Below are 26,388 nucleotides of genomic sequence, written 5' to 3'. Positions count from 1 at the left end.
CGCGCGTTCGAGCGCCTCCAGCTCGTCGATCTTGCCGACATCCGTCTCGATGGCCACGACATCGGTGTCGGGATGCGCGGAGAGCGCGGCGACCTGCCGGCAAGCGTCGGCAAGTCTGTCTCCGCCGAGATCCGCGAGCACGACGCACATGCCGCTTCTGGCGAAGGCCTTGGCAGCGGCAAGCCCGATCCCGGAAGCGGCGCCGGTGACGACGGCCACCTTGCCGCTGGCGATTGCTGGATGTTGCATGTCGATGTCCCTCTTCGTTTACAGTCCAAGACTGGTGATATGGGGCCTGTTGCAGTGCGGGTCAAACGCCAAGGGCCTCGCCCGGCTTTTCGCCGGCCCGTCGCGGACCATGGTCTCTTCCCCTTGCGCGGCGCGATAATCTCGCTAAAAGTGCCGCAAACCAAGGGCCCTGGTCGATGCGGCTCAACGCTCACGAACGGACTTTCATCATGGCATCGCATAAAGACGTGAAGAAGGTCGTCCTCGCCTATTCGGGCGGGCTCGACACTTCGATCATCCTGAAATGGCTTCAGACGGAACTCAACGCCGAAGTCGTGACCTTCACCGCCGACCTCGGCCAGGGCGAAGAACTCGAGCCGGCCCGCAAGAAGGCCGAGATGCTCGGCATCAAGGAGATCTTCATCGAGGACGTCCGCGAGGAATTCGTCCGCGACTTCGTCTTCCCGATGTTCCGCGCCAATGCGATGTATGAGGGCCTCTACCTGCTTGGCACCTCGATCGCGCGGCCGCTGATCGCCAAGCGCCAGATCGAGATCGCCCGCGAAGTCGGCGCCGACGCGGTCTGTCATGGCGCCACCGGCAAGGGCAACGACCAGGTGCGTTTCGAACTCGGCTATTACGCACTGAAGCCCGACATCAAGGTGATCGCGCCGTGGCGCGAATGGGACCTGAATTCGCGCACCGCGCTGATCGACTTCGCCGAGAAACACCAGATTCCGATCGCCAAGGACAAGCGCGGCGAAGCGCCATTCTCAGTGGACGCCAACCTGCTGCATATCTCGGCCGAAGGCAAAGTGCTGGAAGATCCGTGGGTGGAAGCGCCGGACTTCGTCTATTCGCGCACCGTCGACCCCGAGAAGGCGCCGGACCAGCCGGAATATGTCGAGGTTGAGTTCAAGAAGGGCGATGCGGTTGCCGTGAACGGCCAGGCGCTGTCGCCGGCCGCGCTGCTGACCAAGCTGAACGAGCTCGGCGGCAAGCATGGCATCGGGCGTCTCGATCTGCTGGAAAACCGTTTCGTCGGCATGAAGAGTCGCGGCATCTACGAAACGCCGGGCGGCACCATCCTGCATATGGCGCATCGCGGCATCGAGCAGGTGACGCTGGATCGCGGCGCGGCGCATCTGAAGGACGAGATCATGCCGCGCTATGCCGAGCTGATCTATAACGGCTTCTGGTTCTCGCCCGAGCGCGAGATGCTGCAGGCCCTGATCGACCGGAGCCAGGAAAACGTCGAGGGCACCGTGCGGCTGAAACTCTACAAAGGGTCGGTCAACGTGGTCGGCCGCAAGTCGCCCAAGTCGCTCTACTCGCTGTCGCACGTCACCTTCGAGGCCGATTCCGTGTACGACCAGAAGGACGCCGCCGGCTTCATCAAGCTGAATGCGCTGCGCCTGCGCCTGCTCAATCGCCAGAAGGGCTGACGGCCAAGCCTCGCTTGCACATGATTTGCCGGAAAGGCGGGCTTTTCAGCCCGCCTTTTTCGTGGCCGGTCGTGATCTTGTCACGGACGGCCACAGACTGGTCGCAACCCAAGCCCCGGGATTCCTTCTACTTTTCCATGGCACGACCCTTGAACAGGGCCGCAGCGCCGGGCCCATCGCCGGCCTGCTCCCGTAGAAGACAGGAGACTTGCCATGATGACGACCATCACGCGCGTCACCCCGGTCACCGCCTATCGCCGCACCACCCGGGCGACCGAACGCTATATGGAAGAACGCCTGTGGCAGCGGGCACTCAGCCGCCTGGAGGGCCCGCAGCAGCCGGCCCGGCTGCCGAAGAAGGCACCGCGTCGCCCGTCGTCCTTTGCCGCCGTGCTGCGCGCGGTGCATTCGAAGCTCGGCCGCTACGTCGATATCTACGTCTGACCTCTAGCGCGCCGCGTGGCTGTAGACCACGAGCCGCGCCAGTTTGTCGGGATTGCGCATGATAAAGACGTTGCGCACAACCCCTTCCACGATATCCAGCGCCAGCGCCAGATAGGGCATATCGCCATCGAAGAGCAGCCAGCCGGGCTGGCCGTTGATGCGCGCATCGACACGCCGCACCGCCGGCGGCAGCTTGCGCCCGATGCCGACGAAGAAGCGGGCGACCTTGTCCGGTCCATGAATAATGTTGAGCGCCGCGCTCGCCTTGCCGCCGCCATCCGACCACAGCATGGCGTCCTCGGCCAGCAGGCCGGCGAACAGGGACGCATCGCCGGCGCGCGTGGCCTTGGAAAACTTCTCGGCCAGTGTGCGCGCCGCCGCCTCATCGGCTTCAAACCGCGGACGCGCATCTTTCAGATGCTTCTGCGCCCGGCTGACCAGCTGGCGGCAGGCGGCTTCGGATTTCTTCAGCGCCACGGCGATCTGCGGATAGTCGTAATCAAACGCCTCGCGCAGCAGATAGGCGGCGCGTTCGGCCGGCGTCAGGCGTTCCATCACCACCAGCAGCGCCATCGACAGGTCGTCGGCCATCTCGGTGGCGACTTCCGCGCTCGGGATGCTGACGTCCAGTTCGACCAGCGGTTCGGGCAGCCAGATGCCGGGATAGCTTTCGCGCTCCAGCTTGGCGGCGCGCAGGCGGTCGATGCAGATTCGCGTACAGGCTGTCACCAGCCAGGCTTCCGGGTTGAGGATCGCGGCGCGATCGGCGCGATACCAGCGTAGCCAGGCATCCTGCACCGCATCCTCGGCATCGCCGACACTGCCCAGCATGCGGTAGCTCAGGCCGAACAGGCGGCGGCGATGCGGCTCGAAGCTTTCGATCAGCATATCGTCGGCTGGCGCGGTCACGTCAGGCCGCCTTCACCCGTACCAAGCTGCAGCTCTGCGCATAGCCCATGGCGCGCTTCACCGTGGGATAGAAGCGTGCCACCGCCATCGAGAAACCGAGATCGATGATCGCCGCGCGGCCATGCGCCTGTTCCAGCTGTTGGCGCAGTTCATCCATGGCCGGATCGTTTGCCGCCACGGCCTGGCCGAAGCGCCAGGCCAGCGCCAGATCGGCCGGCAGGTCGTCAATGCGACGGTCGAGTGCGGCCTGCAGCAGGGCGGCGTCGATGCCGGCGGCACGGTCGAGGTTGATATGGATCTGCACGCATTCGCCGCAGTCGTCCTGCATGATGGCGCCCAGCGTGGCAAAGGCACGGATGTCGCCCGCCAGCGCGCTGGCGGGCAGCGTATCCCGGTTCAGCGCGGTCAGCGCCTGCATCCGCGCCAGCACCGGCGAGCCCAGTTCGGCCATCTCGCGCATGTAGTCCAGGCGCACGCCCAGAACGGCCTCGCTGGCGGCAACCTGCTGCAGGGCAATGCCGGTATTGGAGGAAGACGGCGAATGCGGGCGGGCAACCAGATCGGTCATGGGGGTATCCTTTCCTGTCAGATACCCCTTAGACGGCGCGGACGCCCCGGCTGTGACAGCCGGGCGACCTGTGTGGATTATTCCGCCGCCCGTGTCTCCGGGGCCCGAGCCCCCACAGCCTGCCGCAGAACGGCCTGTTTGGCCAGTTCGGTGGCGCGGCGGTTGCGGCGTTTGATCCACCACATGAAAAAGCCGGTCACGCCGAAGATCGGGATGATCACGCCAGACAGGAAGACCAGGAATTTGTAGACCCCGCCCAGGCCGGTGCCGTAATGCAGCGCGCGCTGCCAGGCGATGATCGTCTCGCCGGTGGAAAAGGCTTGCGGATCGAAGACATCGATCACGCTGTGGCGCCAGGGATCGACCAGCACGGTGATCACCGGCGCGCCCTCCTCATGGCCGGGCCGGATCATGCCAATGCGCAGGGCCTGGTCCGGCCGGCTCGGCAGGAAGGCATTGAGGAAGCGGGCATCGGGCAGCCGTGCCTGCACCAGTGCCAGCGCGTCATCCAGCGCAATCGCGGTCTGCCCCGGCTGCGGCCGCTCGACGCGGGCCTGGAACATCGCCGCCCGCATGTCGCGGCCGGGCCAGACAGCGTTAATGGCCGCGCCGACCTGCTGCGGGAAAGCGATATAGACACCGGTGACATTCACCAGCAGGAACAGCAGCAGAGTCCAGATACCGACCGCGCCGTGCAGGTCGCGATGCAGCCGCAGGCCCTTGGCGCCCCTGCGGATGGTGAAAGCGCTTTTCCACTGCCCCCCCTTCCACTGGCCGGGACGCGGCCACCAGATGATCAGGCCGCTGGTGCCCAGCACCAGCATGGCGACGCCGAGCCAGCCGACGATTTCGCGGCCCAGCCCGCCGCTGATGAAGACATGGCCGTGCAGGTCGTGGAAGAACCGCACCCAGCCGGTCATCGCCTGCTGGGTGTCCAGCACCTGCAGCGACACCGGATCGACCAGGATCTGCAGACTGCCGGCAAAGGGACTGACTGCCGGCACCGCGCCCTGGGCCTGACCGGCCGCCGGCTGCGCGCCCTGCTGGCCAGCCTGTTGTCCGCCACGTATCTGCGACCGTTCGCCGGCCATGCCGGGGCGCGACAGGCGCACGGCGGCCGGCTCGCCGATTTCGGTCGGCCAGCGCACCGCGATCGGCATGCGGCCCGGCTCGGCATTGGCAGCCCTGGCCGCCTCGATGAGCTCGCTGGGTTTGCGCCATTCGCCGGGCGTGGTGACCTGCGGGCCGCCCTGACCCAGCAGATGCTCGATATCGTGGGCATAGACCAGCACGGCGCCGGTGATGCCCATCATCACCAGCGGCAGCAGCAGGATCAGTCCGACCCAGAGATGCAGCTGCTGCAGCCAGTAGCGCACGGTTTTCGGTTTGCCTGCCATGACATTCAGTTCCTGACTAGCTGTCGGCCCAGCGCCGCAGCAGGTTGTGATAAAGGCCGGTCAGCTGCACCACCTGCGGATCATCGTTGCCGAGCCGGGCAGCAAGCTGCTGGATGGAGGTGTCGAGCTGGAACAGCATGGTGCGTTGGCCATCGTCACGCACCATGCTCTGCAGCCAGAAGAAGGAGGCGACGCGCGCTCCGCGCGTCACCGGCGTCACCCGGTGCAGGCTGGTGGAGGGATACAGCACCAGATCGCCGGCCGGCAGTTTGGCGCGATGCGCGCCATAGGTATCCTCGACGATCAGCTCTCCGCCGTCATATTCGTCGGGCTCGGCCAGAAACAGCGTACAGGACAGATCGGTGCGGATACGGAAATCGCTGCCCGCCAGCGGCCGGATCGCATTGTCGACATGTATGCCGAAGGCCTGCCCACCGGCATAGCGGTTGAACAGCGGCGGAAACACCTTGAGCGGCAGCGCCGCTGAAATGAAGACCGCGCTGCGTTCCAGCGCATCGAGGACAAGGTCGCCGAGCTGGCGCCCCTCCACGCTCGTTTCGGGCAGTTGCATGTTATTTTTGACCAGGGCCGACTGATGCCCCGATGTGGCATTGCCGTCGATCCACTGCGCCGCATCCATGACCTGCCGGCAGTGGGCAACCTGCTGTTTGCTCAGCACCTCCGGTATGCGCAGCATCATGGCCGGATTCCCCCTCGAACGCCGTTACGATAAAGACGGAAATGCCCCGCCCGTCTTATCCACGGGCGGGGCGCGCGTTTCCTGCGCGATTTTTACGCGGTACTCGGACTCAGAACTTGAAGTTGGTGGTCAGCAGCGCCACCCGCCCCGGGGCGACAGGCGCGAACTGGCCGTTATGCGTGGAGTCGTAGATCGTCTCGTCGAAGATGTTCATGACGTTGAGCTGCAGATCGACGCTCGGGGTGATCTTGTAGGCAGCCATGGCGTCGAACCGCCAGTAGCTCGGCAACTGGTAGGTATTGGCGGCATTGGCGAAGCGCTCCGCCATCCAGACCGCACCCGCACCGACCATCCATTCCTTGGTCAGGTCGTAGGTGGTCCACAGGCTGAGGTTATGCGGCGCAACGTTCGGGAACTTGTTGCCGTCGTTGCTGGCGTTGGGACCGTCGTCGACGATCTTGCTCTTCAGGAACGTATAGCCGGCAAACAGTTTCCACTGCTCGGTCAGGTTGCCGCTGGCGCCGACTTCGAAGCCATCCACCCGCTGCTCGCCGACCGGCAGGTTTTCCGCCGTGTTGTTGATGCCGGAGACGCGGGCATTCTCCTTCTCCGTGCGGAAGACCGCCGCGGTCAGCGACAGCTTCCGGTCCAGGACATCCCACTTGGTACCCAGCTCGTAAGTGACATTCTCTTCCGGCTTCAGGCTGTCATTGGTGGCCGACAGGCTGCTTTCGTCGCCGCCCTCGCCGGCGCTGCCGCCCGACGGATTGGACGACGTGCTATAGACCGCGTAGATGCTGCCGTTGGAGGCCGGCTTGTAGACGAGGCCGGTCTGGTAGTTCAGGAAGGTGTCGCGACGCCCGAAATCGAAGGCGCCAGTGGTGTTGGCACCGACCGAACGGGTGTCGTAGTTTTCGAAGCGCAGGCCGAGGTTGAGGTCCCATTGCGGCGCCAGCGCGATGGTGTCGAGCACATAGATCGCCTGGGTATCCACCCGCGTATCGGCGAAGCTGGAAGATGGCCCGATCGTGCCGGTATAGGGGTCGGAAGGATTGGGATTGTACAGGCTGCTGCCGGTGACGGTGGCCGGATCGAGGGCGTAACCGCGATTGGCATTCTGTTCGCGCGACAGCTCGATCCCGGCAATGGCATTGTGCTTGAAGCCACCGGCCTCGAACTCGGACTTCATATCGGTCTGGTTGACGATGGTTTCGGTGTCGGCATTGCGGCTGCGGCTTTCGCGCGCGACCGTGCCGGCCGCAAGCTGTGCCGTGGACAGGTTCGGCTTGGTAACGATGTATTTGTTTTCCGCGTAGACATAGCGGGTGGTGTTGCTGACGGTGATGGCATCGGTCAGATCATGTTCGACCCGCGCCGTTACACCGTCATAATAGGTTTCGCGGAAGTCGCGACTGGTCAGGCCGTAGAAGTTGTCACGATCCACATTGACCGGCTTGCCGGTGGTGGGGTCGAAGGGGTGGCCGTAATCCGGGATGTCGTCGAGCTGATAATGGTAATAGCTGAGGATCACGCGCGTGGGCTTGTTCATGCCCAGGGTGACCGTCGGCGCGAAGCCGTATTTGGTGGCCTCGACCTCGTCACGGCCGGCCACTTCGGAATCCTGCGCCATGGCATTCAGGCGGATGCCGATATTGCCGTCGATCACGCGATTGATGTCGACCGTCATGCGCTTGGTCATGTCGGTACCGAGCGTAACGCTGCCGGCATTGAAGTCTTCGGCCTTGGCCGTCTTGCTCACCAGGTTGATCGTGCCGCCGGTCGAACCGCGACCGACAAAAGTACCGTTGGTACCCTTGGTGATTTCCACCTGTTCAAGATTGAACGGATCGCGCGACTGGGCGCCGGTGTCGCGCAGGCCGTCGATATAGGTGCTGGCCAGCGCATCGAAGCCCCGGATGAAGGCGCGATCGCCGATCGCGGTGCCGCCTTCGCCGGCGCCGAGGCTGATGCCCGGCGTGGTGCGCAGCACTTCGCTCATCGAGGTGGCGCCGCGCTCCTGAATCAGCTCCTGCGGAATGATGGTGACGGATTTCGGCGTATCGAGCAGCGGCGCGGTGAATTTCGGCGAGGCGGATTCCTCGACCTTGTAGCCCTGCGGCTGTTCGGCCGGCTTCTGGCCTTCAACCGAGATGGCCGGCAGCTGGGCCGGCTTGGTCTCCTGGGCGGCGGCCGGCAGGGTGACGGCACCCAGGGCAACCGCCGAGGCGGCCCCGAGGATGCGCGGATTGACGCGGCCAAGCCGCAGGCGGCCCACCGTGGGCGGAGCGGGGGTCGGTGCGGGATTCGCAATAGAAATGTCGGAGATAGCCATGGTTCACCTTGGAAGAAAGGGTGGGAACCTGGCTGGCGCCCCGATCCTGCTGCACAGGGCCGGATAAGGCTGGCTTGGTCATGCGCCGGGGCCCGGAAAAGTCCGAGCCGAAGCAATATGTTATACAGGGATTATGGCCAGAAGGCCTGCCTCCCCCCAATTTGTCCGTGTCGGGACTTTTGCCCGCCGGACGCGGATCACTTAGCATCGGTCGAGCCGCGTTTGCAACTCATTTGCAAACTTATTTCCGGCACAGTGGCTTCCCGGCAACAGGCACCATATTGAAAGCAGAATCGCCATCGCGCGCACCGGCATACCGCAGGATTCACAGGCCGCTTCCGTTTGAGTCGAAAAGCGGCCCATAAACCCAGATCATGAAACGCATCCCCCTCATCCTGACCTCTACGATTGTCGTCGCCCTGCTGGCCGGCGGCGCCTGGTGGCTGTGGTCGGCGCGCGCCGATACCAAACCGGCATTTCGCACCCAGACCGTGGCGCTCGGCCAGGTGGAAGACACCGTCTCCGCCGTCGGCACCCTGCAGCCGCTGACCTATGTCGATGTCGGCACGCAGGTCTCCGGCCAGCTCAAGGTGATCGCCGTCGATTACGGCCAGCGCGTTGAGCAGGGCCAGCTGCTGGCGCTGATCGATCCCACCATCTACGAGGCCCGTGTCGCCGCAGACCAGGCCAACCTGCTGGCGCTGCGCGCGCAGAAGACCGACAAGCAGGTGCAGCTCGGCCTGGCCGAGCGGCAGTTCGAACGGCAGAAGAACCTGCTGGCCGGCCGCGCCACCAGCCAGGATGCCTATGACAGTGCCGAGGCCAGCCGCAAGTCGCTGCAGGCGCAGATCGCCGTGCTGGACGCCCAGATCCAGCAGGGCGAGTCGACGCTGCGCTCCGATCAGGCCAATCTGAGCTATACCAAAATCTATGCGCCGATGACCGGCACGGTGGTGGATATCACCGCCAAGCAGGGCCAGACGCTGAATGCCAACCAGCAGGCGCCAATCATCCTGCGCATCGCCGATCTCGACACCATGACGGTGAAGACCCAGGTATCGGAAGCCGATGTGCCGAAACTGACACTGGGCATGAACGCCTATTTCACCACGCTGGGCCAGCCCGACAAGCGCCGCGAGGGCAAGCTGCGCCAGATCCTGCCGACGCCGGAAGTGGTCAACAATGTGGTGCTGTATTCGGCGCTGTTCGATGTCGCCAATCCCGATAAGGATCTGCTGACCCAGATGAGCGCGCAGGTGTTCTTCGTGGTGTCGAAGGCCGAGAATCTGCCGGTGGTGCCGATGGCGGCGCTGCGCGCACTGCCGCAGACTTCAGGACAAGCTCTGGGCAAGAATAAATATGCCCTGCGGGTGATCGAGAATGGCGCACCGGTGCGCCGCATCGTCGAGGTGGCCGCCAGCAACCGCGTCAATGCCGCCGTCAGCACCGGCCTCGCCGTCGGCGAGGACGTGGTGATCGATGCGGCCAGCGTCAAACTGCCGTCCGGCAGTGGCCAGCAGCGGTCCGGCCCGCCGCCGCGGCTGTAAACCCCATGAACGTGATGCTCCCCGGCAGAGAGACGACAGCGGCGGCGGATCCGGCGCCGATCATCGCCCTGCGCGACATCCGCAAGACCTTCTACCGCGGCGCGCTGGCCGTCGAAGTGCTGCATGGCATCTCGCTCGACATTCATGCCGGCGAATTTGTCGCCATCATGGGCGCATCGGGTTCTGGAAAATCGACGCTGATGAACCTGATCGGCCTGCTCGACCGGCCGACCAGCGGCAGCTACCGCTTCGACGGCGATGAAGTTTCGGCGCTGGAGGCCGATGGCCGTGCATTGCTGCGGCGCGAGGCTTTCGGCTTCATCTTCCAGCAGTACAACCTGCTGCCGAGCGAAAGCGCCACGGCCAATGTGGAAATGCCGGCGATCTATGCCGGCCTGCCGCGCGGCCGGCGCCGCCAGCGCGCCGAGGCCCTGCTGGGCCAGCTCGGCCTCGCCGATCGCCTCGATCACCGGCCGACGCAGCTCTCGGGCGGCCAGCAGCAGCGCGTTTCGATTGCCCGCGCGCTGATGAATGGCGGCGCCGTGATTCTGGCCGACGAACCGACCGGCGCGCTGGACAGCAAAAGCGGCGCCGAGGTGATGCGCCTGCTGCACGACCTGAATGCGCAGGGCCACACCATCCTGCTGATCACGCACGACCACGAGGTTGCTGCCCAGGCCAACCGCATCATCGAGCTGAAGGACGGCAACATCATCGCCGACCAGCCGGTGCAGCATGCCGATGGGACGCCGCCGCAGGCCGCCCCGAAACGTCCCGAACGCAACCGCATGGCCGGCTTTGCCCTGTTCGACGTCCTGGAGGCTGGCCGCATGGCGCTGCAGGCGCTGCACAGCAACCTGCTGCGTACCCTGCTCACCCTCCTCGGCATCATCATCGGCGTCGCCTCGGTGGTGGCGATGCTGGCGATCGGCGATGGTGCCAAGCAGTCGGTGCTCGACCGCATCACCGCCATGGGCACCAACCTGCTGCTGATCCGCCCCGGCGCGCCGAATATCCGGCAATCCGGCGGCGTCACCGCGACACTGACGGCGGACGACGCCGACGCCATCGCCGCCGAGGTGCACAACATCCTGGCTTCCGTGCCGGAATATACCGGCAATGTCACCGTGCGCACCGGCAGCCGCGACTATGTCACCCAGGTCAACGCCACCACCGCGCCCTTCCCGGTGGCGCGCGAATGGCCGGTGGCCGAGGGCATCTTCTTCTCCGAAAGCGATGTGAAATCCTATCTGCCGGTGGCGGTGATCGGCCAGACCGTGGTCAACAACCTGTTCGAGGGCACCGACCCGATCGGCCGCTACGTGCTGCTCAACAACATTCCCTTCCAGGTCATCGGCATCATGAGTCCCAAGGGTGCCACGCCCTGGGGCGCCGACCAGGACGACATCATCTACGTGCCGCTCTCCACCGGCATGCTGCGGCTTTTCGGCCAGCGCTATGTGCGCACCATCACAGTCCAGGTACAGGACGTGAAGCAGATCAATGACACGCAGGAGAATATCCGGCAGCTTCTGATGGCGCGCCATCGTGCCGAGGATTTCCAGATCCGCAACATGGCCTCCATCATCGAAACCGCCATGGAAACCCAGAACACGCTCACCATCCTGCTGGGCTCTATCGCCGCCATCTCGCTCTTGGTCGGCGGCATCGGCGTGATGAATATCATGCTGGTCAGCGTCACCGAGCGCACGCGCGAGATCGGCGTGCGCATGGCCACCGGCGCGCGCCGCCTCAACATCATGATGCAGTTCAATTCCGAGGCGCTGGCGATCTGCACGCTCGGCGGCCTGATCGGCGTAGCATTAGGCCTCGGCGTCACCTGGCTGTTCGCCTGGTTCGGCCGGCCGGTGATCTTCTCGCCCGAACCGGTGCTGCTCGCCTTTTTCTGCGCCTTCGCCACCGGCCTGCTGTTCGGCTACCTGCCGGCGCGCAAGGCCGCCGATCTCGATCCCGTTGTCGCCCTCGCCGCGGAATAATCCATGCGCTCCCCTCTCCGCCTCACCGCCACCGCGGTGGTTGCCCTTTCTCTTGGCGCCTGTTCGATGGTGCCCGACTATTTCAAGCCGGCGGTGGAAACGCCGAAGGCCTGGGACAGTCGCCAGGATGCCGCCGATCTGTGGCCCGACACGCAATGGTGGACCGGCTTCGGCAGCACCGAGCTGAACCGCCTGATCGCCGAGGCGCAGGCCAACAACACCGACCTGCGCGTCGCCGTCGCCCGCATCCGCCAGGCCGAGGCGCAGGCGAAGATCTCCGGTGCCGATCTCTATCCCACGCTGGGCGCCGATGGCGGTGCCAGCCGCACGCGCCAGGGTCGCCAGACCACCAGCAGCACGACCGGCACCACGTCGACCAGCAGCAGCCGCAGCGACCATACGGTCCGCAACAGCTTCAGCGGCGACCTCACCGCCGGCTACCAGGTCGATCTCTTCGGTGGCAACGCCGCCACCGCCGACGCGGCGCTGACCCGGCTGGAATCCAGCCGCTACAACCGCGAGACCGTGGCGATCACGCTCTATGCCGATATCGCCAGCACCTATTTCCAGCTGCTGTCGCTGCGCGACCGCATCCGGCTCGCCAACGAAACGCTGGCCGCCGCGCAGGGCATCCTCGACCTGCTGGAAACCCAGCGCACCAACGGCGTGATCACCGATTACGAAGTGGCGCAGCAGCGCAGCAATGTCGCCACCCAGCGCGCCACCGTCGCCAGCCTGCAGCAGACCGAGCGCACCACGCTGGACGCCCTTGCCGTGCTGCTCGGCCGGCCGCCGCAGGGTTTCGTCGTGCAGGGCGATACGCTCGCCGTGCTGGTCCTGCCGCCGGTCACGGCAGGATTGCCATCCGAACTGCTGCTGCGCCGGCCCGATATCCGCAAGGCCGAGGCCGACCTGCGCGCCGCCAATTTCGATGTCGGCGCCGCCCGCGCCGCGCGCTTCCCCAGCCTCGACCTGACCGGCCGCATCGGCACGCAGACCTCGACCAGCAGCACGCTGTTCGATCCCGGCACCATGATCTATTCGATTGCCGCCTCGCTCACCGCGCCGATCTTCCAGGGCGGCCGGCTGGAAGGCGGCGAGGAACTGTCGCGCGCCCAGAAGGACGAACTGGTGGAAACCTATCGCGCCTCCATCCTGAGCGCCTTCCGCGATACCGAGGATGCGCTGGGCGCCACGGTGAATACCGGCCGGCAGTATGGCTTCGCCTCGGAAGCCTACGAACAGGCCAACGACGCCTACCGTATCGTCGAGGCGCGCTACCGTGCCGGCACCGTCGGCTTCCTCGACCTGCTGGATGCGCAGCGCTCGCTCTTCTCGGCCAACGACACGGTGGTGCAGGCGGCACTGAGCCGCTACAGCGCCAATGTCAGCCTGTACAAGGCGCTCGGCGGCGGCTGGGACGGCAGCGTGCTCGGGCCGACTGCACAGACAAACTAACCTCTTATTCACCATACCTGTCGGGAAGAAACTTCCGCCGCGGCAGATTCTGCCGGTATCGGCGTGCATACGGCGTTATCGTCGCGCAACCGATTCAACCTCTTACCGGATAGCTAACCCGCACAACCCGCTGGCATGACGCCTGCAACTTCTACTGCGCAGAAGCAGAGTGAGCAGGAGGGCGGCATGCCCACGACGGAAATCATTTGGGGCAAAACCCTCATCACCCATTCGAAGGAAGAGTGGAAGACATACCGCAGTCCGGAGCAGGTGTCGGGCATCCTGGGCTATACCTTCGAGCTGCCGCCGCCCGGCCCGCCACCGCTGAAGGAAGGGCAGATCGGGTCCTTCCAGAATGCCGATTTTGGCAAGCCCCCGCTCGACTCGATTGCCCGTTCAAGAGAGACCCGCACCGGCACCATCGAAGCGCGACAGGACACGCTGAATGCCTATGCCGGCCTGAAAGGCGACATGGTCGCCGAGATCGAGAAATATCAAAAGACCCGTAACGACCTGACCGAAAAGCTGGCGACCATCCCGTTCGACGACGAGAACATGGCGCTGCGTGATCAGCTGACCGGCTATATCAAGCGTCTGGACAATTCGCTGGCACGGACACAATCCCGCCTGGACGAGCTGGAGAAGAACTACGGGCCGCAGGGCACTTATAGAAGGGATATTGCCGCCGATATACCAGAGTGGAAACACAGCGGGCATATCTACAATGAAAAGCTCGTCGACAAGGTTTTCGCGGCAAAGACGGTCGACGAAATTCTCGAAAATGTCGGCAAGCTGTTCCTCGACCTGAAGAAGAAACTGGCGGAACTGTCGTCCGATCCCGATTCACGCACGCGGGATGAAATACGCGATTATGCCATTCGCGTGCAGATGTGCTTCGACTCCGTCAAGAACCGCCTGAAGAATGAATTCGGCTGGGAAGGCGGCGATCTTGACCTGAGCGCCGCTTGGTTCGCCGGCAAAACCGACGGTTTCGAACTGGCCAGGGAACTCGGCTACACCGATCCCGCCGATGTGCAGGATGCGTTCCTGGCCGCGATCGCCGGCAGCAGCGAGACCTGGCCCAGCGGAGCGCCCCGGAATCCCATCGACATCATCAACCATTTCCTGCGGCGGACTGAAAGCACTATCATGACGACCTGCGCCCGCCTGAAACGGGCGGAAGATGACTTCGACGGCTTGCAGAACCTGCCCTGGATTCCCTATCGGGAGTCGACGGTGCCGAAAGGCAAGGTCAGCAATCCGGCACTGATCAACGAACTGGCCGAAGCCGCCGAATAGCACTTCTGTGACGTGACGATGCTATAGTCCATGCCGCATCGTCACGTGCAGGAGTCGCCATGGCCTATCTCTATCTCGGCATCGCCATCTTCGCCGAGGTGATCGCCACCAGCCTGCTGAAGGCCTCGGCCGAATTCACGAAGGTCTGGCCCAGCATCGGCACCGTGGTCGGTTACGGCATTGCTTTTTACTGCCTGTCGCTGGCGCTGCGCAGCATACCGGTCGGCATCACCTATGCGATCTGGTCCGGCATCGGCATCGTGCTGATCGCTGCCATCGGCTGGATCGTCTATGGCGAGAAGCTGGATGCCGCCGCCCTGCTCGGCTGCGGCCTGATCATCGCCGGCGTCGCGGTGATCAACCTGTTCTCGAAGACCGCCGGGCATTGAATGGCGTCTGCGCCGCCTGCAGCAGCCAGTCGGCCTGGGCGCCCCATACTGGCAGCGGCATGTCGCGCTTGAAGAAGCCGAAATGGCCGATACGCTGCAGGCCCCAGTCGGCCGGCGCCACATGCAGCCGCTCGATCTCGGCATTCGGATAGAAGGCCATCAGCGCATCGACGCCCTTCTTCGGGCCGAAATCATGATCGTCGGCAAAGCTGACCAGCCGCAGCTTCGCCCGCACCGCATGATTATGCGGGCGCAGCGGATAGCCATCGTCATCGACCAGGTAATGCGGCGTGCAGCACCAGCGCCGCCAGTCGCGCGCCACCGCACCCGGCAGGGGCTGGCCGCCCAGCCACCAGCCCGGAATCCGGTCGATCAGCCCGACCACCAGCGGAAAGGCGACATACCACGACAGCAGCAGCCGCAGCTGGTGCGGCAGCGAAAAATGCCGCCAGTAGCCGTTCTGCGCGGCGATCGCCAGCACGGCGGCGATCTCGCCGGCCTGCGGCATCAGGCCCAGCATCTGGCCGCCGAAGGAATGGCACACCATGGCACGACGCAGGCCCGGCGTGCGGGCGGCCAGGAAATCGGCTGCGGCGGGGATGTCGCGCCGGCCCCAGTCCAGCATGCGCGGTTCCGCCGCCGCCGGGCTGCGCAGCGAGCCGCCGATGCCGCGATAGTCGAAGCTCAGCACGGTGAAACCGCGCGTGCCGAGAAATCCGGCGAAGGTTTCGTAATAGCGTCGCGCCACACCGGTGGCGGCATTGATCTGCACGCTCACGCCATTGGAGTGCAGCGGCTCGACCAGGGTGCCGGCCAGGCGCTGGCCGTCGGACGTGGGAATCGAAACGGAGGTAAATCGAATCTGCGAATGTGCCATACCAGCGGGCTACCAACCCGGATTCACTGCCTCAATAATGCAAAGGGATTACTTCGCCGGCATGCCGCTGCGGCACTGCGATTCGCTTGATGTCAGTCGGCCGCAATGCGGATTCAGGCCGCCTGCTGTCGCGCCGCCGCCGTTCTGCTCAGCCAGTCGCCGATCTCGGCCCAGCGCTCGGCCGGCATCTCGCGTTTGAAAAAACCGAAATGACCGATCCGCTGCAGCCCCCAGTCGGCCGGCATCACATGCAGCCGCTCGATCTGCGCCTGCGGATAATACTCCGCCAGCCGGTCGACACCTTTGCGCGGACCGAAATCGTCATCGTCGCTGAAACTGATCATGCGGATCGGCGCCCGCACACGCTCATTATAGGGCCGCAGCGGCGCGCCGCGCTCGTCGCAGACATAATGCGGCGAGCGGCACCAGCGCGACCAGTCGGCCAGCACGCCGCGCGGCAGCGGTTCGCCGCCGAACAGGCGCGACGGCGCCTTTGCCCGCACCGCCAGCAGCACCGGCACCAGCATGTACCAGGCGAAAAACAGCTTGGCCTGATGCGAGCGCGGCCAGTTGCGCCAGTAGCCATGCTGCGAGGCGACGGTGACGATGGCGGCGAAAGCATCGGCCTGCGGCATCAGGCCGAGCACCTGGCCGCCGAAGGAATGGCCCAGCAGCGTCGGCGTCAGCGCCGGGAAGCGCTGCGCGAGAAAGGCGGCGGCGGCTGGCACATCCTGCATGCCCCAGTCGAGCATGCGCGGCGCCGGAATGCCCTTCGGGGCGCCGGCGCTCTGCTGCGAACCGCCGATGCCGCGATAATCGAAGGTCAGCACGGTGAAGCCGCGCGCGGCCTGATAGCCGGCAAAGGCATTGTAATAGCCGCGCGGCACGCCGGTGGCGGCATTGATCTGCAGCGAGAGTCCGTTGGACTGCTGCGGCAGATACAGGGTGGCGGCCAGCTGCTGGCCGTCGCTGCAGGAGATATTGACCGGTTCGGAAACGAAAGCTGTGTCGCTCATGGCGCGACTCTAGGAAACCGGGGCGATGCCGACAAACGCAAAGGCCGGCGGTTTCGGGTGAATTCAGCTCACCTGACGCTGCGGCGCGCGGCGTTTTCCGGCGACCGGCTTTTTCGCCGCGGACTTTCGGGCCGCCGCTGCTTTCGCCAGCCGCTTCGGCCGATACGGTTTCATCGAGACCTCGGCGCGCTGCATCAGGTCGAGCAGCCAGAGCCGCAGCGCCTGGATCGCCGGCTTGTTGGCTTCGGCCTTGCGGCAGGCCAGCCAGTAGCCGTGCTGCAGCGGCAGCAGCGGCCCGAACGGCATCACCAGCCGTCCCGAGGCCAGCCGCGGGCCGATCAGCGGCGCGATGCCCAGCGCGATGCCCAGCCCGTTCTCGGCCGCATCGATCGCCTGCGTCACGCTGTCGACGAAAACCTCGCGGCCGGGACGGAAGGCCGGCAGGCCGGCGGCCGCCAGCCATTCGCTCCAGCTGTGCGGGAACTGGCTGAAATGGATCAGCGTGACCTCGCGCAGATCGGCCGGCTTGCGCAGACGCTTCAGCATCGCCGGGGTGCAGACCGGGGCGACTGCAAGATCGGTCAGCCTGGTGATCGCCAGGCCGGGCCAGTTGCCATCGCCGTAGCGCACCGCGGCATCCACCGCATCGCGGGCGAAATCGGCATTGCGGATGCTGGATTCGACATAGACGCGCAGGCCCGGCCGGCGGTTCAGGAATTCCTCCAGATGCGGAATGATCCAGCCGGCGGCGAAATGCGGCACGGCCGAGAGCCGCAATTCCTCGACCTGCGGCGCGCGGCCGACACGCAGGCTGACCTGCGCCACCTGGTCGAAGGCGCGGCGCACGGTGCCGTAATAATCCTGGCCGGCCTCGGTGAGGCGGATCTCGCGGTTGAGCCGGCGGAACAGCGCCAGGCCGAGATGTTGCTCCAGCTGCTTGACGCGATGGCTGATCGCCGAGGGCGTCAGATTGAGTTCGGCGGCGGCCGCCTTGAAACTCAGGCTTCGCGCGGCGGCGTCGAAGGCTTCCAGGGCAAGCAGCGGCGGCAGTCGTTTCGACATACCGCCAGATTAGGACGATTCAGCCGGATGGGAAGCCGTGACGTAACGTCAGACAAGCGGAAACCGGCTGCCTCAGCGGCAGGCGTCACAGCCCCTTCGGGTCGATCTTTTCGCGGCTGCAGGCCGCCGTCAGCGTGTTCTGCAACAGGCAGGCGATGGTCATCGGGCCGACGCCGCCGGGCACCGGGGTGATCACCCCGGCCACTTCGGCCGCCGAAGCGAAATGCACATCGCCGACCAGTCTGGTTTTGCCGTCGTCCTTGGGCACGCGGTTGATGCCGACATCGATCACCGCGGCGCCCGGCTTGATCCAGTCGCCGCGCACCAGCTCCGGCTTGCCCACCGCGGCGATGACGATATCGGCCTGTCTGCAGATTGCCGGAAGATCCTTGCTGCGGGAATGCGCGATGGTCACCGTGGCATGGGCGGCCAGCAGCAAGGCCGCGACCGGGCGGCCGACCAGGATCGAACGGCCGATCACCACCGCACTGGCGCCGGCGACAGCCACGCCGGCACGCTCCAGCAGGATCATGCAGCCGAGCGGCGTGCAGGGCGTCAGCGCCGCGATGCCCTGGTTGAGCTTGCCGGCATTGACCGGATGCAGGCCGTCGACGTCTTTCGCCGGATCGATCGCCTCGATGATTGCCTGGGTGTCGATCTGCCTGGGCAGCGGCATCTGCACCAGGATGCCGTCGACGGTGGGATCGGCATTCAGCGCGGCGACGATCTGCAGCAGCTCGGCCTGGCTGGTATTGCCTTCCAGCTTGATCTCGTTGGAGATCATGCCCGCCTCGCGGGTCTGGATGCCCTTGTTGCGCACATAGACCTCGCTGGCCGGATCGTCGCCGACCAGCACGACCGTCAATCCCGGAAGTCGCCCTGTACGCCGCTGGAACCGCGCCACCTTCGCCGCCACCTCGGCGCGCAGGTCTGCCGCCACCGCCTTGCCGTCGATCCGGGTTGCCGTCATCGGGTCACTCCTTCAGTGCCAGGGTGGCGAGCCAGGGCCGCAGCGCCGCGTCCAGCGCCGCCGCCTCGCCATCGATCAGAATCTGTTTATGCCGGTCGGTCTCGCCGGCCACCACGCTGAGTCGCCCGGCCGGCAGTTTCAGCTGTTTGGCCAGCAGGCGCAGCAGCGCGTCATTGGCGCGGCCCTTCTCGGGCACGGCGGTGACCCGGGCGGCGATCTCGACACCGCCGCCGGCGGTGGCCTTGAGCCCGTCGATGCCGTCGCGGCCGGCTTTCGGGGTCAGCCGCACGGCGAGGCGAAGACCCTCGGCGGTCAGCCGCCAGGGCAGAGGCGCAGCCTCGCTCAGACCGCGTATTCCCACAGCAGGTTGCGCAGGAAGATCAGCAGCAGGATCAGCACCACCGGCGACAGGTCGATGCCGCCGAAACTGGGCAGGAAGCGGCGGATCGGCCGCAGCACCGGCTCGGTGATGCGATAGAGGAAATCGCCGATCGCATAGACCACGCGGTTGCGCGTGTTGATCACGTTGAAGGCGACAAGCCAGCTCAGGATCGCCGAGGCGATCAGCACCCACATGTAAAGGTTCAGCACCATATCGACGAGGATGATCAGCGACTGCACTCCGGCCTCCGGGATGCGCAGCCGGCCCCGGGGTCAGGCACCGGGAAACGCGGCTGCTGGCGGCACCGGCCGGCCCGGGACAGGGGCAGGCCGGCAACTGTGCAGGAGTGATAAAGGCAGGCCCGGCGAAACGCAACCCGAGCCCGGCAAACTCCCGGCCGGCCGGCACAAAAACCCCTGAAAATGCCTCGGAAATGCCGCCCGCCCGGTGCCCGCCCGGCGCCCTGGCCGCCGGCCGGGCGACGGCTGGCTGCCGGGTCGGCGCGCCCCCGATCCGGACCCATTTAGGCGATCAGGGCGGTGGACAAAGCCGGGCCCGTTTGCTACTTGCTTGGCCGCCCGGCCCGGACCCTTGCGAGGTCCCTCTTCTGACGGCCGGCGCACCGGCTTGGGGCCGTAGCTCAGATGGGAGAGCGCCTCGTTCGCAATGAGGAGGTCAGGGGTTCGATTCCCCTCGGCTCCACCAATTTTCCGCAAGCCATGGATCATGCCCTCTCCGCCGAAACCCTGCGCAGCCTCAGGCGCGTCAACGTGGTCGGCACCAGCGGCTCCGGCAAATCGACCTTCAGCCGCCGGCTGGCCGAAATTCTGCAGGCGCCGCATATCGAGATGGACCGGCTGTTCTGGCGGCCGGGCTGGCAGCAGGCACCGGAAGCGGATTTCCTCGCCGACCTGACCGCCGCACTGGACGGGCCGCGCTGGGTACTCGACGGCAACTATTCGCGCAGCATCCCGGTCAAATGGGCGAGCGTCGATGCCGTGATCTGGCTCGACTATCCCTTTGCCGTCACCTTCACCCAGGCGGTGATGCGTGCCTTGCAGCGGGCATGGCGCAGACAGGAACTATGGCCCGGCACCGGCAACCGCGAGTCCTTCCGCCAGACCTTCTTCAGCCGTGACTCGATCCTCTGGTGGACGATCAAAACCTTTGCCGGGAACCGCCGCAGCATCGCGGCACTGATGACCGATCCCACCCATGCACGGATCGCCTTCATCCGCCTGACCAGCCGCGCGGATGCCGAAGCCTTCCTTCACTCCATCGCCAGCCGGTAACCCACGCCCGGCTCGGTCAGCAGCAGCTTCGGCCGCGCCGCATCGGTCTCGATCTTCTGGCGCAGCTGGCGCGCGAACACCCGCAGATACTGCACATCGCTCTCATGCGCCGGGCCCCAGACCTGGCGCAGGATGAACTGGTGCGTCAGCACCTTGCCGGCATGCTGCACCAGCAGCCTGAGCAGATCGTATTCCCTGGGCGAGAGCTTCACCGGCTCGCCTTTCAGGCTCACCTGCCGCTTTTCGAGGTCGACCTTCAGATCGCCGGTGGCAAAAATCGCAAGGCCGCTGCTGGCGCCGACCGTATGGCGCAAGGCCGCGCGGATGCGGGCCAGCAGCTCGCCGGTGCCGAAGGGTTTGGTGACATAATCGTCGGCGCCGGCATCGAGCGCGGCGATTTTGTCGGTCTCGTCGGCCCGCACCGACAGAACCACAACGGGGACAGCCGTCCATTCGCGCAGGCGCGCGATCACCGCCTGGCCATCCATATCCGGCAGGCCGAGGTCGAGCACGATCAGATCGGGCTTCTCCAGCGCCGCCAGCCGCAACCCCTCCTGCCCGCCGGCAGCCTCCACGATCCTGAAATCATGCGCCTCCAGACTGACCCGCAGATACCGTCTGATCTGCGGCTCGTCGTCGATCACCAGTATCTTCGCACCGTCAGCCATGGGGCATCTGCTCTTCCGCCGCCTTGTCTTCACCGGGCAAGGCCGGCTGGTCTTCAATCGGCAGGGTGACGATCATCCGCGTCCCCGGGCCGCCCATTTGGCCATCGGCCACCGGGCTTTCGGCGCGGATGTCGCCGCCATGGGCCTGCAGGATGCTGCGGCAGATCGACAGGCCCAGCCCGGTGCCCGCCACCTGCCGGTCGCCGGCCTTCACGCGATAGAACATGTCGAAGACCTGCTCCAGCTCGCCGGCCGGAATGCCCGAGCCGGCATCGGTGACCGTCAGCACAACGCGATCGCGCTCCCGCCGCAGGCGGAGATCGACCGGGCTGCCTTTGGGCGAGTATTTCGCCGCGTTGTCCAGCAGGTTGATCAGCACCTGCTCGATCAGGATGTAGTCGACGCGCAGCAGCGGCATCGCGGGGGCGATCTCGATCCGGATGTCATGCCCGTGGGTCAGCGGGCCGGCCCGTTTCACGGCCGTGGCAACCAGTTCCTCCGGATCGACCCAGTCGAGCTTGGGCTGCATCGCGCCGGCCTCGATCCGCGTCATGTCGAGCAGGTTGCCGACGAAGCGATTGAGCCGCTCGGCCTCGTCGCGCACCGTCTGCAAAAGTTCGCTGCGCCCCTGTGCATCGAGCCGGCTGTCGAAATTCATCAGGCTGGACACGCCGCCGATGATGGAGGCCAGCGGTGTGCGCAGGTCGTGGCTGATCGAGGACAGCAGCGCCGACCGCAGCTTCTCGGTCTCGGCCGAAACGCGGGCTTCCTCGACATCGCGGTTGAGCAGGCTGCGTTCGATGGCCAGTGCCGCCTGTCCGGCCAGGGCATCCAGCAGGCGCCGCTCGTCCGGACCCAGTGCCGGCCGGTCGTCGGGGAAACGAATCCCCAATGCGCCCAGCTTCCTTTCGGCGGTGCGCAAGGGGAGAAACAGCCAGTCCGACGACGGCAGCGTGCCGGTGCCCCGGCCCGCCTGCTCGCCCCTGTCCCAGGCCCATTCGGCCGCGATCTTGGCCTTGTCGTCGATCTCGTCTTCCGGCGGATAGGCCGCGCGCACCGTCAGGCGGCCCCCATGCCCGGTCATCTGGTCGGGCATCAGCACCAGCGACTGCGCCTTTGTAATGGAGGCAACGTGATGGACCACGGCCCAGAGAATATCGTCCTCGGCAGCCGCGCCGGTCACCATGCGGCTGAAATCGTAAAGCGAGGCGGTGCGGGATTCGCGTATGCGGGCGGCTTCCGCCTGCGCGCGAATACGCGCCGTGAGGTTGCTGGTGATCAGCGCCACCGCGAGAAAGACGAAGAAGGTATAGATATTCTCGGGATTCGCGATGGTGAAGGTGTAGAGCGGCGGCAGGAACAGGAAATTGTAACCCAGCACCGTCAGCATCGAACTCAGCACCGCCGCCGCATAGCCATAGCGCAACGAACTGAACAAGACGGCAACCAGAATCAGCAGCGGCACGCTGGAGGGCGGCAGCCACGGTTCGGCGGCCTTGATCATGCCCACTGCCACCAGCGAGATCGCCGAGGCCGGCACCAGCCCGCCGAAACTCATGCTGGACAGCCGCGCCCGCATCACACCGAGCCAGGATTCGGCCTCGGGTGATCCAGTGATGACATGGATGTTGATGCCGTCGCCCAGCTCGACCAGCCGGTCGGTCAGCGTGCCGCGCAGGCGGTTGACCAATCGGCTGCGATGGCTGCGTGCCACCACGATCTCGGTGACATTGCGCTGGCGCGCCTGGCGGATGATTTCCATCGGCACGTTGCCGCTGGCCACGGTGACAACCTCGGCACCGAATTCCTCGGCCAGCGTCAGCGCCCGGTTGATCTGCGTCTTCTCCGCGTCCGAAAGGCGGTCATGCGCCGGCGTCTCGATATACAGTGCGATCCATGGCGCGCGGCGCCGTTCGGCGATGCGGCGCGCCGTGCGCACCAGGCGCGGCATCAGCGGACTCGGACTGATGCAGGCCATGATGCGGTCCCGCGTCGGCCACGGCCCGGCAATCGCATGCGACTGCATGTAGGACAGCATCTGGCTGTCGACCTGGTCGGCCGCCTTGCGCAGCGCCAGTTCGCGCAGCGCGGTCAGGTTGCCTGGCGCGAAGAAGTGGTGCACCGCCCTGGCGGCCTGGTCGGGCACATAGACCTTACCCTCCTTCAGCCGCTTGATCAGATCTTCGGGCGGCAGGTCGATCACCTCGATGCTGTCGGCCTGCGCCAGCACGGAATCGGGCACGGTTTCGCGCACCTTCACGCGGGTGATCTGCGCCACCACGTCGTTCAGGCTTTCCAGATGCTGGATGTTCAGCGCGGTATAGACATCGATGCCGGCGGCGCGGATTTCCTCGATATCCTGATAGCGCTTCTCATGCCGGCTGCCCGGCACATTGGTATGGGCCAGCTCGTCGACCAGCACCAGCTGCGGCCGGCGCTTCAGCACCTCGTCGACATCGAGCTCGTTGAACACGCGGTCGCGATAGGCCACGCGTCGTTGCGGCAGCTGTTCCAGGCCGCGCATCAGCAGCGCGGTCTCCTGCCGGCCATGGGTTTCCACCACGCCAATCACGACATCGACGCCCTCGCGCTGGCGAACATGGGCGGCCTCAAGCATGGCGTAGGTTTTGCCCACGCCAGGCGCCGCGCCCAGGAATACGTTCAGACGGCCGCGCTTTTCCTGCGCGGCCGTCTGCAGCAAGGCTTCCGGCGAGGGTCTGTTATCGCTATCCGAACGGTCGTCGGCCATGCAGGCTCGTGGGTCGCATTATTTCGTCACCGGCCTGATCTTATCCAAGGCCAGGTTCAGCGTCAGCACGTTCACGCCCGGTTGGCCGAGGAAAGCCAGTCCTGGCGCCTCGGTATGGCTGTCGACCAGCGCCTTGACCTCGGCGATGCTCATGCCGCGCGCCTCTGCCACACGGGCGGTCTGCCGGGCCGCATTGGCCGGCGAGATATGCGGATCCAGCCCGCTGCCCGAGGTGGTGACCGCATCCATCGGTACGGATGCCGAGCCGTCGCGGCCTTTATAGGTCTCGACATCGCCGGCGACGCGTTCGACCAGTGCCTTGGCGGTGGGGGCCAGATTCGAGCCGCTGGACGAGGTGGCATCGAAGCCGTCCTTGCCGGCACCCGAGGGACGCGACTGGAAATACTGTGGCGCGGAGAAGCCCTGTGCGATCAGCGCCGAGCCGACAACCTTGCCGTCCCGTTCGATCAGGCTGCCATGGGCCTGGCGCGGAAACAGGCTCTGGCCGATGCCGGTCATGGCCAGCGGATACAGCAGGCCGGTAATGGCCGTAAGCAGGGCCAGGAGAACCAGGGCGGGACGAATGTGACTGAGCATGATGTTTCTCCTGCCGATCAGGCGAGACCGAGGGCGGCCACGGCCATGTCGATGACCTTGATGCCGATGAACGGCAGAATGACACCGCCGCCGCCGTAGATGACCAGGTTGCGCCGCAGCAGCGTGGCGGCCGGCAACGGCCGGTAGCGCACGCCCTTCAGCGCCAGCGGGATCAGGGCGATGATGATCAGCGCGTTGAAGATCACCGCCGACAGGATGGCGCTCTGCGGCGAGTTGAGCTGCATCACGTTCAGCGTGCCAAGCTGCGGATAGGTGGCCGCGAACAGCGCCGGGATGATGGCGAAGTATTTCGCCACGTCGTTGGCCAGGCTGAAAGTGGTGAGCGAGCCGCGGCTCATCAGCAGCTGCTTGCCGATCATCACCACCTCGATCAGCTTGGTCGGATTGCTGTCGAGATCGACCATGTTGCCGGCCTCGCGCGCCGCCGCCGTGCCGATATTCATCGCCAGGCCGACATCGGCCTGGGCCAGCGCCGGGGCATCGTTGGTGCCGTCGCCGCACATGGCGACCAGCTTGCCCTCGGCCTGTTCCTTGCGGATCAGCTCCAGTTTCTTCTCTGGCGTGGCCTCGGCGATGAAGTCGTCGACACCGGCCTCGGCCGCGATGGCGGCGGCGGTCAGCGGATTGTCGCCGGTCACCATCACGGTACGGATGCCCATGCGGCGCAGTTCGGCGAAGCGTTCGCGGATGCCGGTCTTGACGATGTCCTTGAGATGGATGACGCCGAGGATGCGGCGGTCGGTCGTCACCACCAGCGGCGTGCCACCCGACTTGGCGATGCGTTCCACCGCAACTGTCAGATCGGCGGAGGCCTGTGTTGCGGCATAGCGCAGCACGGCATCCAGGGCGCCCTTGCGGATCTCGCGGCCCTCCAGATCCAGGCCGCTCATGCGGGTCTGGGCGCTGAAAGCGATGAACTTGCCTTTCGTCGCGCGATCCGCCTGCTGTCCCAGTCCGTATTTCTCCACCGCCAGCGCGACGATTGATTTGCCTTCCGGCGTTTCGTCGGCCACCGAGGCCAGCAGGGCGGCTTCGGCCAGATCATGCTCGGACACGCCCGGCATGGCGACGAAAGCCGAAGCCATGCGGTTGCCATGGGTGATGGTGCCGGTCTTGTCGAGCAGCAGGGTATCCACGTCGCCGGCGGCCTCAACGGCGCGGCCCGACTTGGCGATCACGTTATGGCGGATCAGGCGGTCCATGCCGGCGATGCCGATGGCCGAGAGCAGCCCGCCGATGGTGGTCGGGATCAGCGTCACCAGCAGGGCGATCAGGTAGACCACCGGCACCGGCATGCCGGAATAGATCGCCAGCGCCTCCAGGCTGCCGGTGGTGACCAGGAAGATCAGCGTCATGCCGACCAGCAGCACGGTGAGTGCGATCTCGTTCGGCGTCTTCTGCCGCTTGGCGCCCTCGACCAGGCCGATCATGCGGTCGAGGAAGCTTTCGCCCGGATTGACGCTGATCCGCACCTTGATCCAGTCCGACAGCACGCGGGTGCCGCCGGTGACGCCCGAGCGGTCGCCGCCGGATTCACGGATCACCGGCGCGGACTCGCCGGTGATGGCTGATTCGTCCACCGAGGCGATGCCCTCGATCACGTCGCCGTCGCCCGGGATCGGGTCGCCGGTCTCGATCAGAACCACGTCGCCGACGCGCAGGCTGGTCGCCGGCACCTGCTCGATACGGCCGTCGGAGCCGATCTTCTTGGCGACGGTTTCGGTCTTGCCGCGTCGCAGGCTCTCGGCCTGGGCCTTGCCGCGCCCTTCCGCCAGCGCCTCGGCGAAATTGGCGAACAGCACGGTGAACCACAGCCAGGCGGAGATCTGCCCCAGCAGGGCGCTTCCTGCATTGCCGGCGAAGATGTCGCGGATGAAAATGACGGTGGAGACCGCCGCAACAGCGGCAGTGACGAACATCACCGGGTTGCGCCACAGGGCGCGCGGATCGAGTTTGACGACGGACTGGCGGACAGCCTCGCCGACCAGCGAGGGGTCGAAGATCGGCTGCGCCGCAAGGGAACGTTTGCTCATGACGAATG

The 26,388-nt window shown here is 65.7% G+C and carries 24 protein-coding genes and 1 tRNA gene; 9 read left to right on the top strand and 16 right to left on the bottom strand.

Features of this window, described 5'->3' with window-relative positions:
* Window positions 1-249: SDR family NAD(P)-dependent oxidoreductase (locus OJJ21_RS11215; RefSeq protein ID WP_297686203.1), on the bottom strand; the 249-nt coding region annotated here is incomplete at its 3' end.
* Window positions 250-458: 209 nt separating this feature from the next.
* On the opposite strand from OJJ21_RS11215, the gene OJJ21_RS11210 reads away from it, so the two are divergent.
* The gene (locus OJJ21_RS11210; RefSeq protein WP_297686201.1) at window positions 459-1,673 is read left to right on the top strand and encodes an argininosuccinate synthase; all 1,215 of its coding nucleotides are present in this window, start codon (window positions 459-461) and stop codon (window positions 1,671-1,673) included.
* A gap of 213 nt (window positions 1,674-1,886) precedes the next feature.
* Window positions 1,887-2,117 carry a hypothetical protein gene (locus OJJ21_RS11205; RefSeq protein ID WP_297686199.1) on the top strand — a complete coding sequence of 77 codons (231 nt, stop codon included), beginning with the start codon at window positions 1,887-1,889 and terminating at the stop codon, window positions 2,115-2,117.
* A gap of 3 nt (window positions 2,118-2,120) precedes the next feature.
* Here the strand turns inward: OJJ21_RS11205 and OJJ21_RS11200 are convergent, their stop codons facing one another.
* From OJJ21_RS11200 to OJJ21_RS11180, 5 genes are all read right to left on the bottom strand, one after another.
* Window positions 2,121-3,026, bottom strand: a complete 906-nt coding sequence (locus tag OJJ21_RS11200; protein ID WP_297686197.1) for an RNA polymerase sigma-70 factor — start codon at window positions 3,024-3,026, stop codon at window positions 2,121-2,123.
* Between the two features lies 1 nt (window position 3,027).
* Complete coding sequence (locus OJJ21_RS11195; protein ID WP_297686195.1) at window positions 3,028-3,594, bottom strand: hypothetical protein; 567 nt, start codon at window positions 3,592-3,594, stop codon at window positions 3,028-3,030.
* A 77-nt stretch (window positions 3,595-3,671) separates the two neighbouring features.
* Window positions 3,672-4,991, bottom strand: coding sequence for a PepSY-associated TM helix domain-containing protein (locus OJJ21_RS11190; RefSeq protein ID WP_297686193.1), 1,320 nt, complete (start codon window positions 4,989-4,991; stop codon window positions 3,672-3,674).
* 16 nt (window positions 4,992-5,007) lie between these two features.
* Window positions 5,008-5,691: a Fe2+-dependent dioxygenase gene (locus OJJ21_RS11185; RefSeq protein WP_297686191.1), complete on the bottom strand. Its 684-nt coding sequence runs from the start codon at window positions 5,689-5,691 to the stop codon at window positions 5,008-5,010.
* A 109-nt stretch (window positions 5,692-5,800) separates the two neighbouring features.
* Window positions 5,801-8,023 (bottom strand): TonB-dependent siderophore receptor, encoded by a 2,223-nt coding sequence (locus OJJ21_RS11180; RefSeq protein WP_297686189.1) that lies wholly within the window; start codon window positions 8,021-8,023, stop codon window positions 5,801-5,803.
* Window positions 8,024-8,397: 374 nt separating this feature from the next.
* On the opposite strand from OJJ21_RS11180, the gene OJJ21_RS11175 reads away from it, so the two are divergent.
* The 5 genes from OJJ21_RS11175 (at window position 8,398) to OJJ21_RS11155 (ending at window position 14,713) form a co-directional block, all read left to right on the top strand.
* On the top strand, window positions 8,398-9,570 hold the full coding sequence (locus OJJ21_RS11175) for an efflux RND transporter periplasmic adaptor subunit (protein WP_297686187.1): 1,173 nt from the start codon (window positions 8,398-8,400) through the stop codon (window positions 9,568-9,570).
* Window positions 9,571-9,584: 14 nt separating this feature from the next.
* Complete coding sequence (locus OJJ21_RS11170) at window positions 9,585-11,567, top strand: MacB family efflux pump subunit (RefSeq protein WP_297686206.1); 1,983 nt, start codon at window positions 9,585-9,587, stop codon at window positions 11,565-11,567.
* A 3-nt stretch (window positions 11,568-11,570) separates the two neighbouring features.
* Window positions 11,571-13,025 carry an efflux transporter outer membrane subunit gene (locus tag OJJ21_RS11165; RefSeq protein ID WP_297686185.1) on the top strand — a complete coding sequence of 485 codons (1,455 nt, stop codon included), beginning with the start codon at window positions 11,571-11,573 and terminating at the stop codon, window positions 13,023-13,025.
* A gap of 186 nt (window positions 13,026-13,211) precedes the next feature.
* Entirely contained in the window at window positions 13,212-14,324 is a 1,113-nt protein-coding gene (locus tag OJJ21_RS11160; protein ID WP_297686183.1) for a hypothetical protein, read from the top strand.
* 59 nt (window positions 14,325-14,383) lie between these two features.
* On the top strand, window positions 14,384-14,713 hold the full coding sequence (locus OJJ21_RS11155; RefSeq protein ID WP_297686181.1) for an SMR family transporter: 330 nt from the start codon (window positions 14,384-14,386) through the stop codon (window positions 14,711-14,713).
* On the opposite strand, the gene OJJ21_RS11150 is transcribed toward OJJ21_RS11155, so the two are convergent.
* From OJJ21_RS11150 to OJJ21_RS11125, 6 genes are all read right to left on the bottom strand, one after another.
* The gene (locus tag OJJ21_RS11150) at window positions 14,682-15,590 is read right to left on the bottom strand and encodes an alpha/beta hydrolase (protein ID WP_297686179.1); all 909 of its coding nucleotides are present in this window, start codon (window positions 15,588-15,590) and stop codon (window positions 14,682-14,684) included. The two genes, OJJ21_RS11155 and OJJ21_RS11150, sit on opposite strands and share 32 nt — an antisense overlap.
* A gap of 113 nt (window positions 15,591-15,703) precedes the next feature.
* Complete coding sequence (locus tag OJJ21_RS11145; RefSeq protein WP_297686177.1) at window positions 15,704-16,606, bottom strand: alpha/beta fold hydrolase; 903 nt, start codon at window positions 16,604-16,606, stop codon at window positions 15,704-15,706.
* A gap of 63 nt (window positions 16,607-16,669) precedes the next feature.
* Window positions 16,670-17,668, bottom strand: coding sequence for a transcriptional regulator GcvA (gene gcvA, locus OJJ21_RS11140; protein ID WP_297686175.1), 999 nt, complete (start codon window positions 17,666-17,668; stop codon window positions 16,670-16,672).
* Window positions 17,669-17,753: 85 nt separating this feature from the next.
* Window positions 17,754-18,638, bottom strand: coding sequence for a bifunctional methylenetetrahydrofolate dehydrogenase/methenyltetrahydrofolate cyclohydrolase FolD (folD, locus tag OJJ21_RS11135; protein WP_297686173.1), 885 nt, complete (start codon window positions 18,636-18,638; stop codon window positions 17,754-17,756).
* A 4-nt stretch (window positions 18,639-18,642) separates the two neighbouring features.
* On the bottom strand, window positions 18,643-18,999 hold the full coding sequence (locus OJJ21_RS11130; RefSeq protein WP_297686171.1) for a DUF167 family protein: 357 nt from the start codon (window positions 18,997-18,999) through the stop codon (window positions 18,643-18,645).
* Window positions 18,981-19,259: a YggT family protein gene (locus tag OJJ21_RS11125; RefSeq protein WP_297686169.1), complete on the bottom strand. Its 279-nt coding sequence runs from the start codon at window positions 19,257-19,259 to the stop codon at window positions 18,981-18,983. The genes OJJ21_RS11130 and OJJ21_RS11125 overlap by 19 nt, the downstream gene beginning before the upstream one ends.
* Window positions 19,260-19,649: 390 nt before the next feature.
* Here OJJ21_RS11125 and OJJ21_RS11120 point away from each other — a divergent pair.
* Both OJJ21_RS11120 and OJJ21_RS11115 read left to right on the top strand, forming a co-directional pair.
* Window positions 19,650-19,725 (top strand) — tRNA-Ala (locus OJJ21_RS11120).
* A 14-nt stretch (window positions 19,726-19,739) separates the two neighbouring features.
* On the top strand, window positions 19,740-20,312 hold the full coding sequence (locus OJJ21_RS11115; RefSeq protein ID WP_297686167.1) for a hypothetical protein: 573 nt from the start codon (window positions 19,740-19,742) through the stop codon (window positions 20,310-20,312).
* On the opposite strand, the gene OJJ21_RS11110 is transcribed toward OJJ21_RS11115, so the two are convergent.
* Genes OJJ21_RS11110 through kdpB form a run of 4 tightly spaced genes read right to left on the bottom strand, consistent with a single transcriptional unit; the run spans window position 20,291 to window position 26,380 of the window.
* Window positions 20,291-20,980: a response regulator gene (locus tag OJJ21_RS11110; RefSeq protein ID WP_297686165.1), complete on the bottom strand. Its 690-nt coding sequence runs from the start codon at window positions 20,978-20,980 to the stop codon at window positions 20,291-20,293. The two genes, OJJ21_RS11115 and OJJ21_RS11110, sit on opposite strands and share 22 nt — an antisense overlap.
* Window positions 20,973-23,729: a sensor histidine kinase KdpD gene (locus tag OJJ21_RS11105; protein ID WP_297686163.1), complete on the bottom strand. Its 2,757-nt coding sequence runs from the start codon at window positions 23,727-23,729 to the stop codon at window positions 20,973-20,975. Before OJJ21_RS11105 ends, OJJ21_RS11110 begins: the two co-directional genes overlap by 8 nt.
* An 18-nt stretch (window positions 23,730-23,747) precedes the next feature.
* Complete coding sequence (kdpC, locus tag OJJ21_RS11100; RefSeq protein WP_297686161.1) at window positions 23,748-24,326, bottom strand: potassium-transporting ATPase subunit KdpC; 579 nt, start codon at window positions 24,324-24,326, stop codon at window positions 23,748-23,750.
* A 17-nt stretch (window positions 24,327-24,343) separates the two neighbouring features.
* Entirely contained in the window at window positions 24,344-26,380 is a 2,037-nt protein-coding gene (kdpB, locus tag OJJ21_RS11095) for a potassium-transporting ATPase subunit KdpB (RefSeq protein ID WP_297686159.1), read from the bottom strand.
* Between the last annotated feature and the right edge of the window lie 8 nt (window positions 26,381-26,388).

The sequence above is a fragment of the Ferrovibrio sp. genome, assembly GCF_025869515.1.
In the GTDB taxonomy this organism is placed as follows: Bacteria; Pseudomonadota; Alphaproteobacteria; order Ferrovibrionales; family Ferrovibrionaceae; genus Ferrovibrio.
The sequence above is the reverse complement of the archived record's forward strand: the minus strand, read 5'-3'. Positions and strand labels throughout refer to the sequence as shown.

Coding starts and splice junctions, on each gene's coding strand:
- OJJ21_RS11165 (WP_297686185.1), top strand. CDS start 11,571: ATGCGCTCCCCTCTCCGCCTCACCGCCACCGCGGTGGTTGCCCTTTCT.
- OJJ21_RS11170 (WP_297686206.1), top strand. CDS start 9,585: ATGCTCCCCGGCAGAGAGACGACAGCGGCGGCGGATCCGGCGCCGATC.
- gcvA (WP_297686175.1), bottom strand. CDS start 17,668: ATGTCGAAACGACTGCCGCCGCTGCTTGCCCTGGAAGCCTTCGACGCC.
- kdpB (WP_297686159.1), bottom strand. CDS start 26,380: ATGAGCAAACGTTCCCTTGCGGCGCAGCCGATCTTCGACCCCTCGCTG.
- OJJ21_RS11160 (WP_297686183.1), top strand. CDS start 13,212: ATGCCCACGACGGAAATCATTTGGGGCAAAACCCTCATCACCCATTCG.
- OJJ21_RS11195 (WP_297686195.1), bottom strand. CDS start 3,594: ATGACCGATCTGGTTGCCCGCCCGCATTCGCCGTCTTCCTCCAATACC.
- OJJ21_RS11190 (WP_297686193.1), bottom strand. CDS start 4,991: ATGGCAGGCAAACCGAAAACCGTGCGCTACTGGCTGCAGCAGCTGCAT.
- OJJ21_RS11155 (WP_297686181.1), top strand. CDS start 14,384: ATGGCCTATCTCTATCTCGGCATCGCCATCTTCGCCGAGGTGATCGCC.
- OJJ21_RS11145 (WP_297686177.1), bottom strand. CDS start 16,606: ATGAGCGACACAGCTTTCGTTTCCGAACCGGTCAATATCTCCTGCAGC.
- OJJ21_RS11175 (WP_297686187.1), top strand. CDS start 8,398: ATGAAACGCATCCCCCTCATCCTGACCTCTACGATTGTCGTCGCCCTG.
- OJJ21_RS11185 (WP_297686191.1), bottom strand. CDS start 5,691: ATGATGCTGCGCATACCGGAGGTGCTGAGCAAACAGCAGGTTGCCCAC.
- OJJ21_RS11110 (WP_297686165.1), bottom strand. CDS start 20,980: ATGGCTGACGGTGCGAAGATACTGGTGATCGACGACGAGCCGCAGATC.
- OJJ21_RS11105 (WP_297686163.1), bottom strand. CDS start 23,729: ATGGCCGACGACCGTTCGGATAGCGATAACAGACCCTCGCCGGAAGCC.
- OJJ21_RS11180 (WP_297686189.1), bottom strand. CDS start 8,023: ATGGCTATCTCCGACATTTCTATTGCGAATCCCGCACCGACCCCCGCT.
- OJJ21_RS11210 (WP_297686201.1), top strand. CDS start 459: ATGGCATCGCATAAAGACGTGAAGAAGGTCGTCCTCGCCTATTCGGGC.
- OJJ21_RS11115 (WP_297686167.1), top strand. CDS start 19,740: ATGGATCATGCCCTCTCCGCCGAAACCCTGCGCAGCCTCAGGCGCGTC.
- OJJ21_RS11205 (WP_297686199.1), top strand. CDS start 1,887: ATGATGACGACCATCACGCGCGTCACCCCGGTCACCGCCTATCGCCGC.
- OJJ21_RS11150 (WP_297686179.1), bottom strand. CDS start 15,590: ATGGCACATTCGCAGATTCGATTTACCTCCGTTTCGATTCCCACGTCC.
- kdpC (WP_297686161.1), bottom strand. CDS start 24,326: ATGCTCAGTCACATTCGTCCCGCCCTGGTTCTCCTGGCCCTGCTTACG.
- folD (WP_297686173.1), bottom strand. CDS start 18,638: ATGACGGCAACCCGGATCGACGGCAAGGCGGTGGCGGCAGACCTGCGC.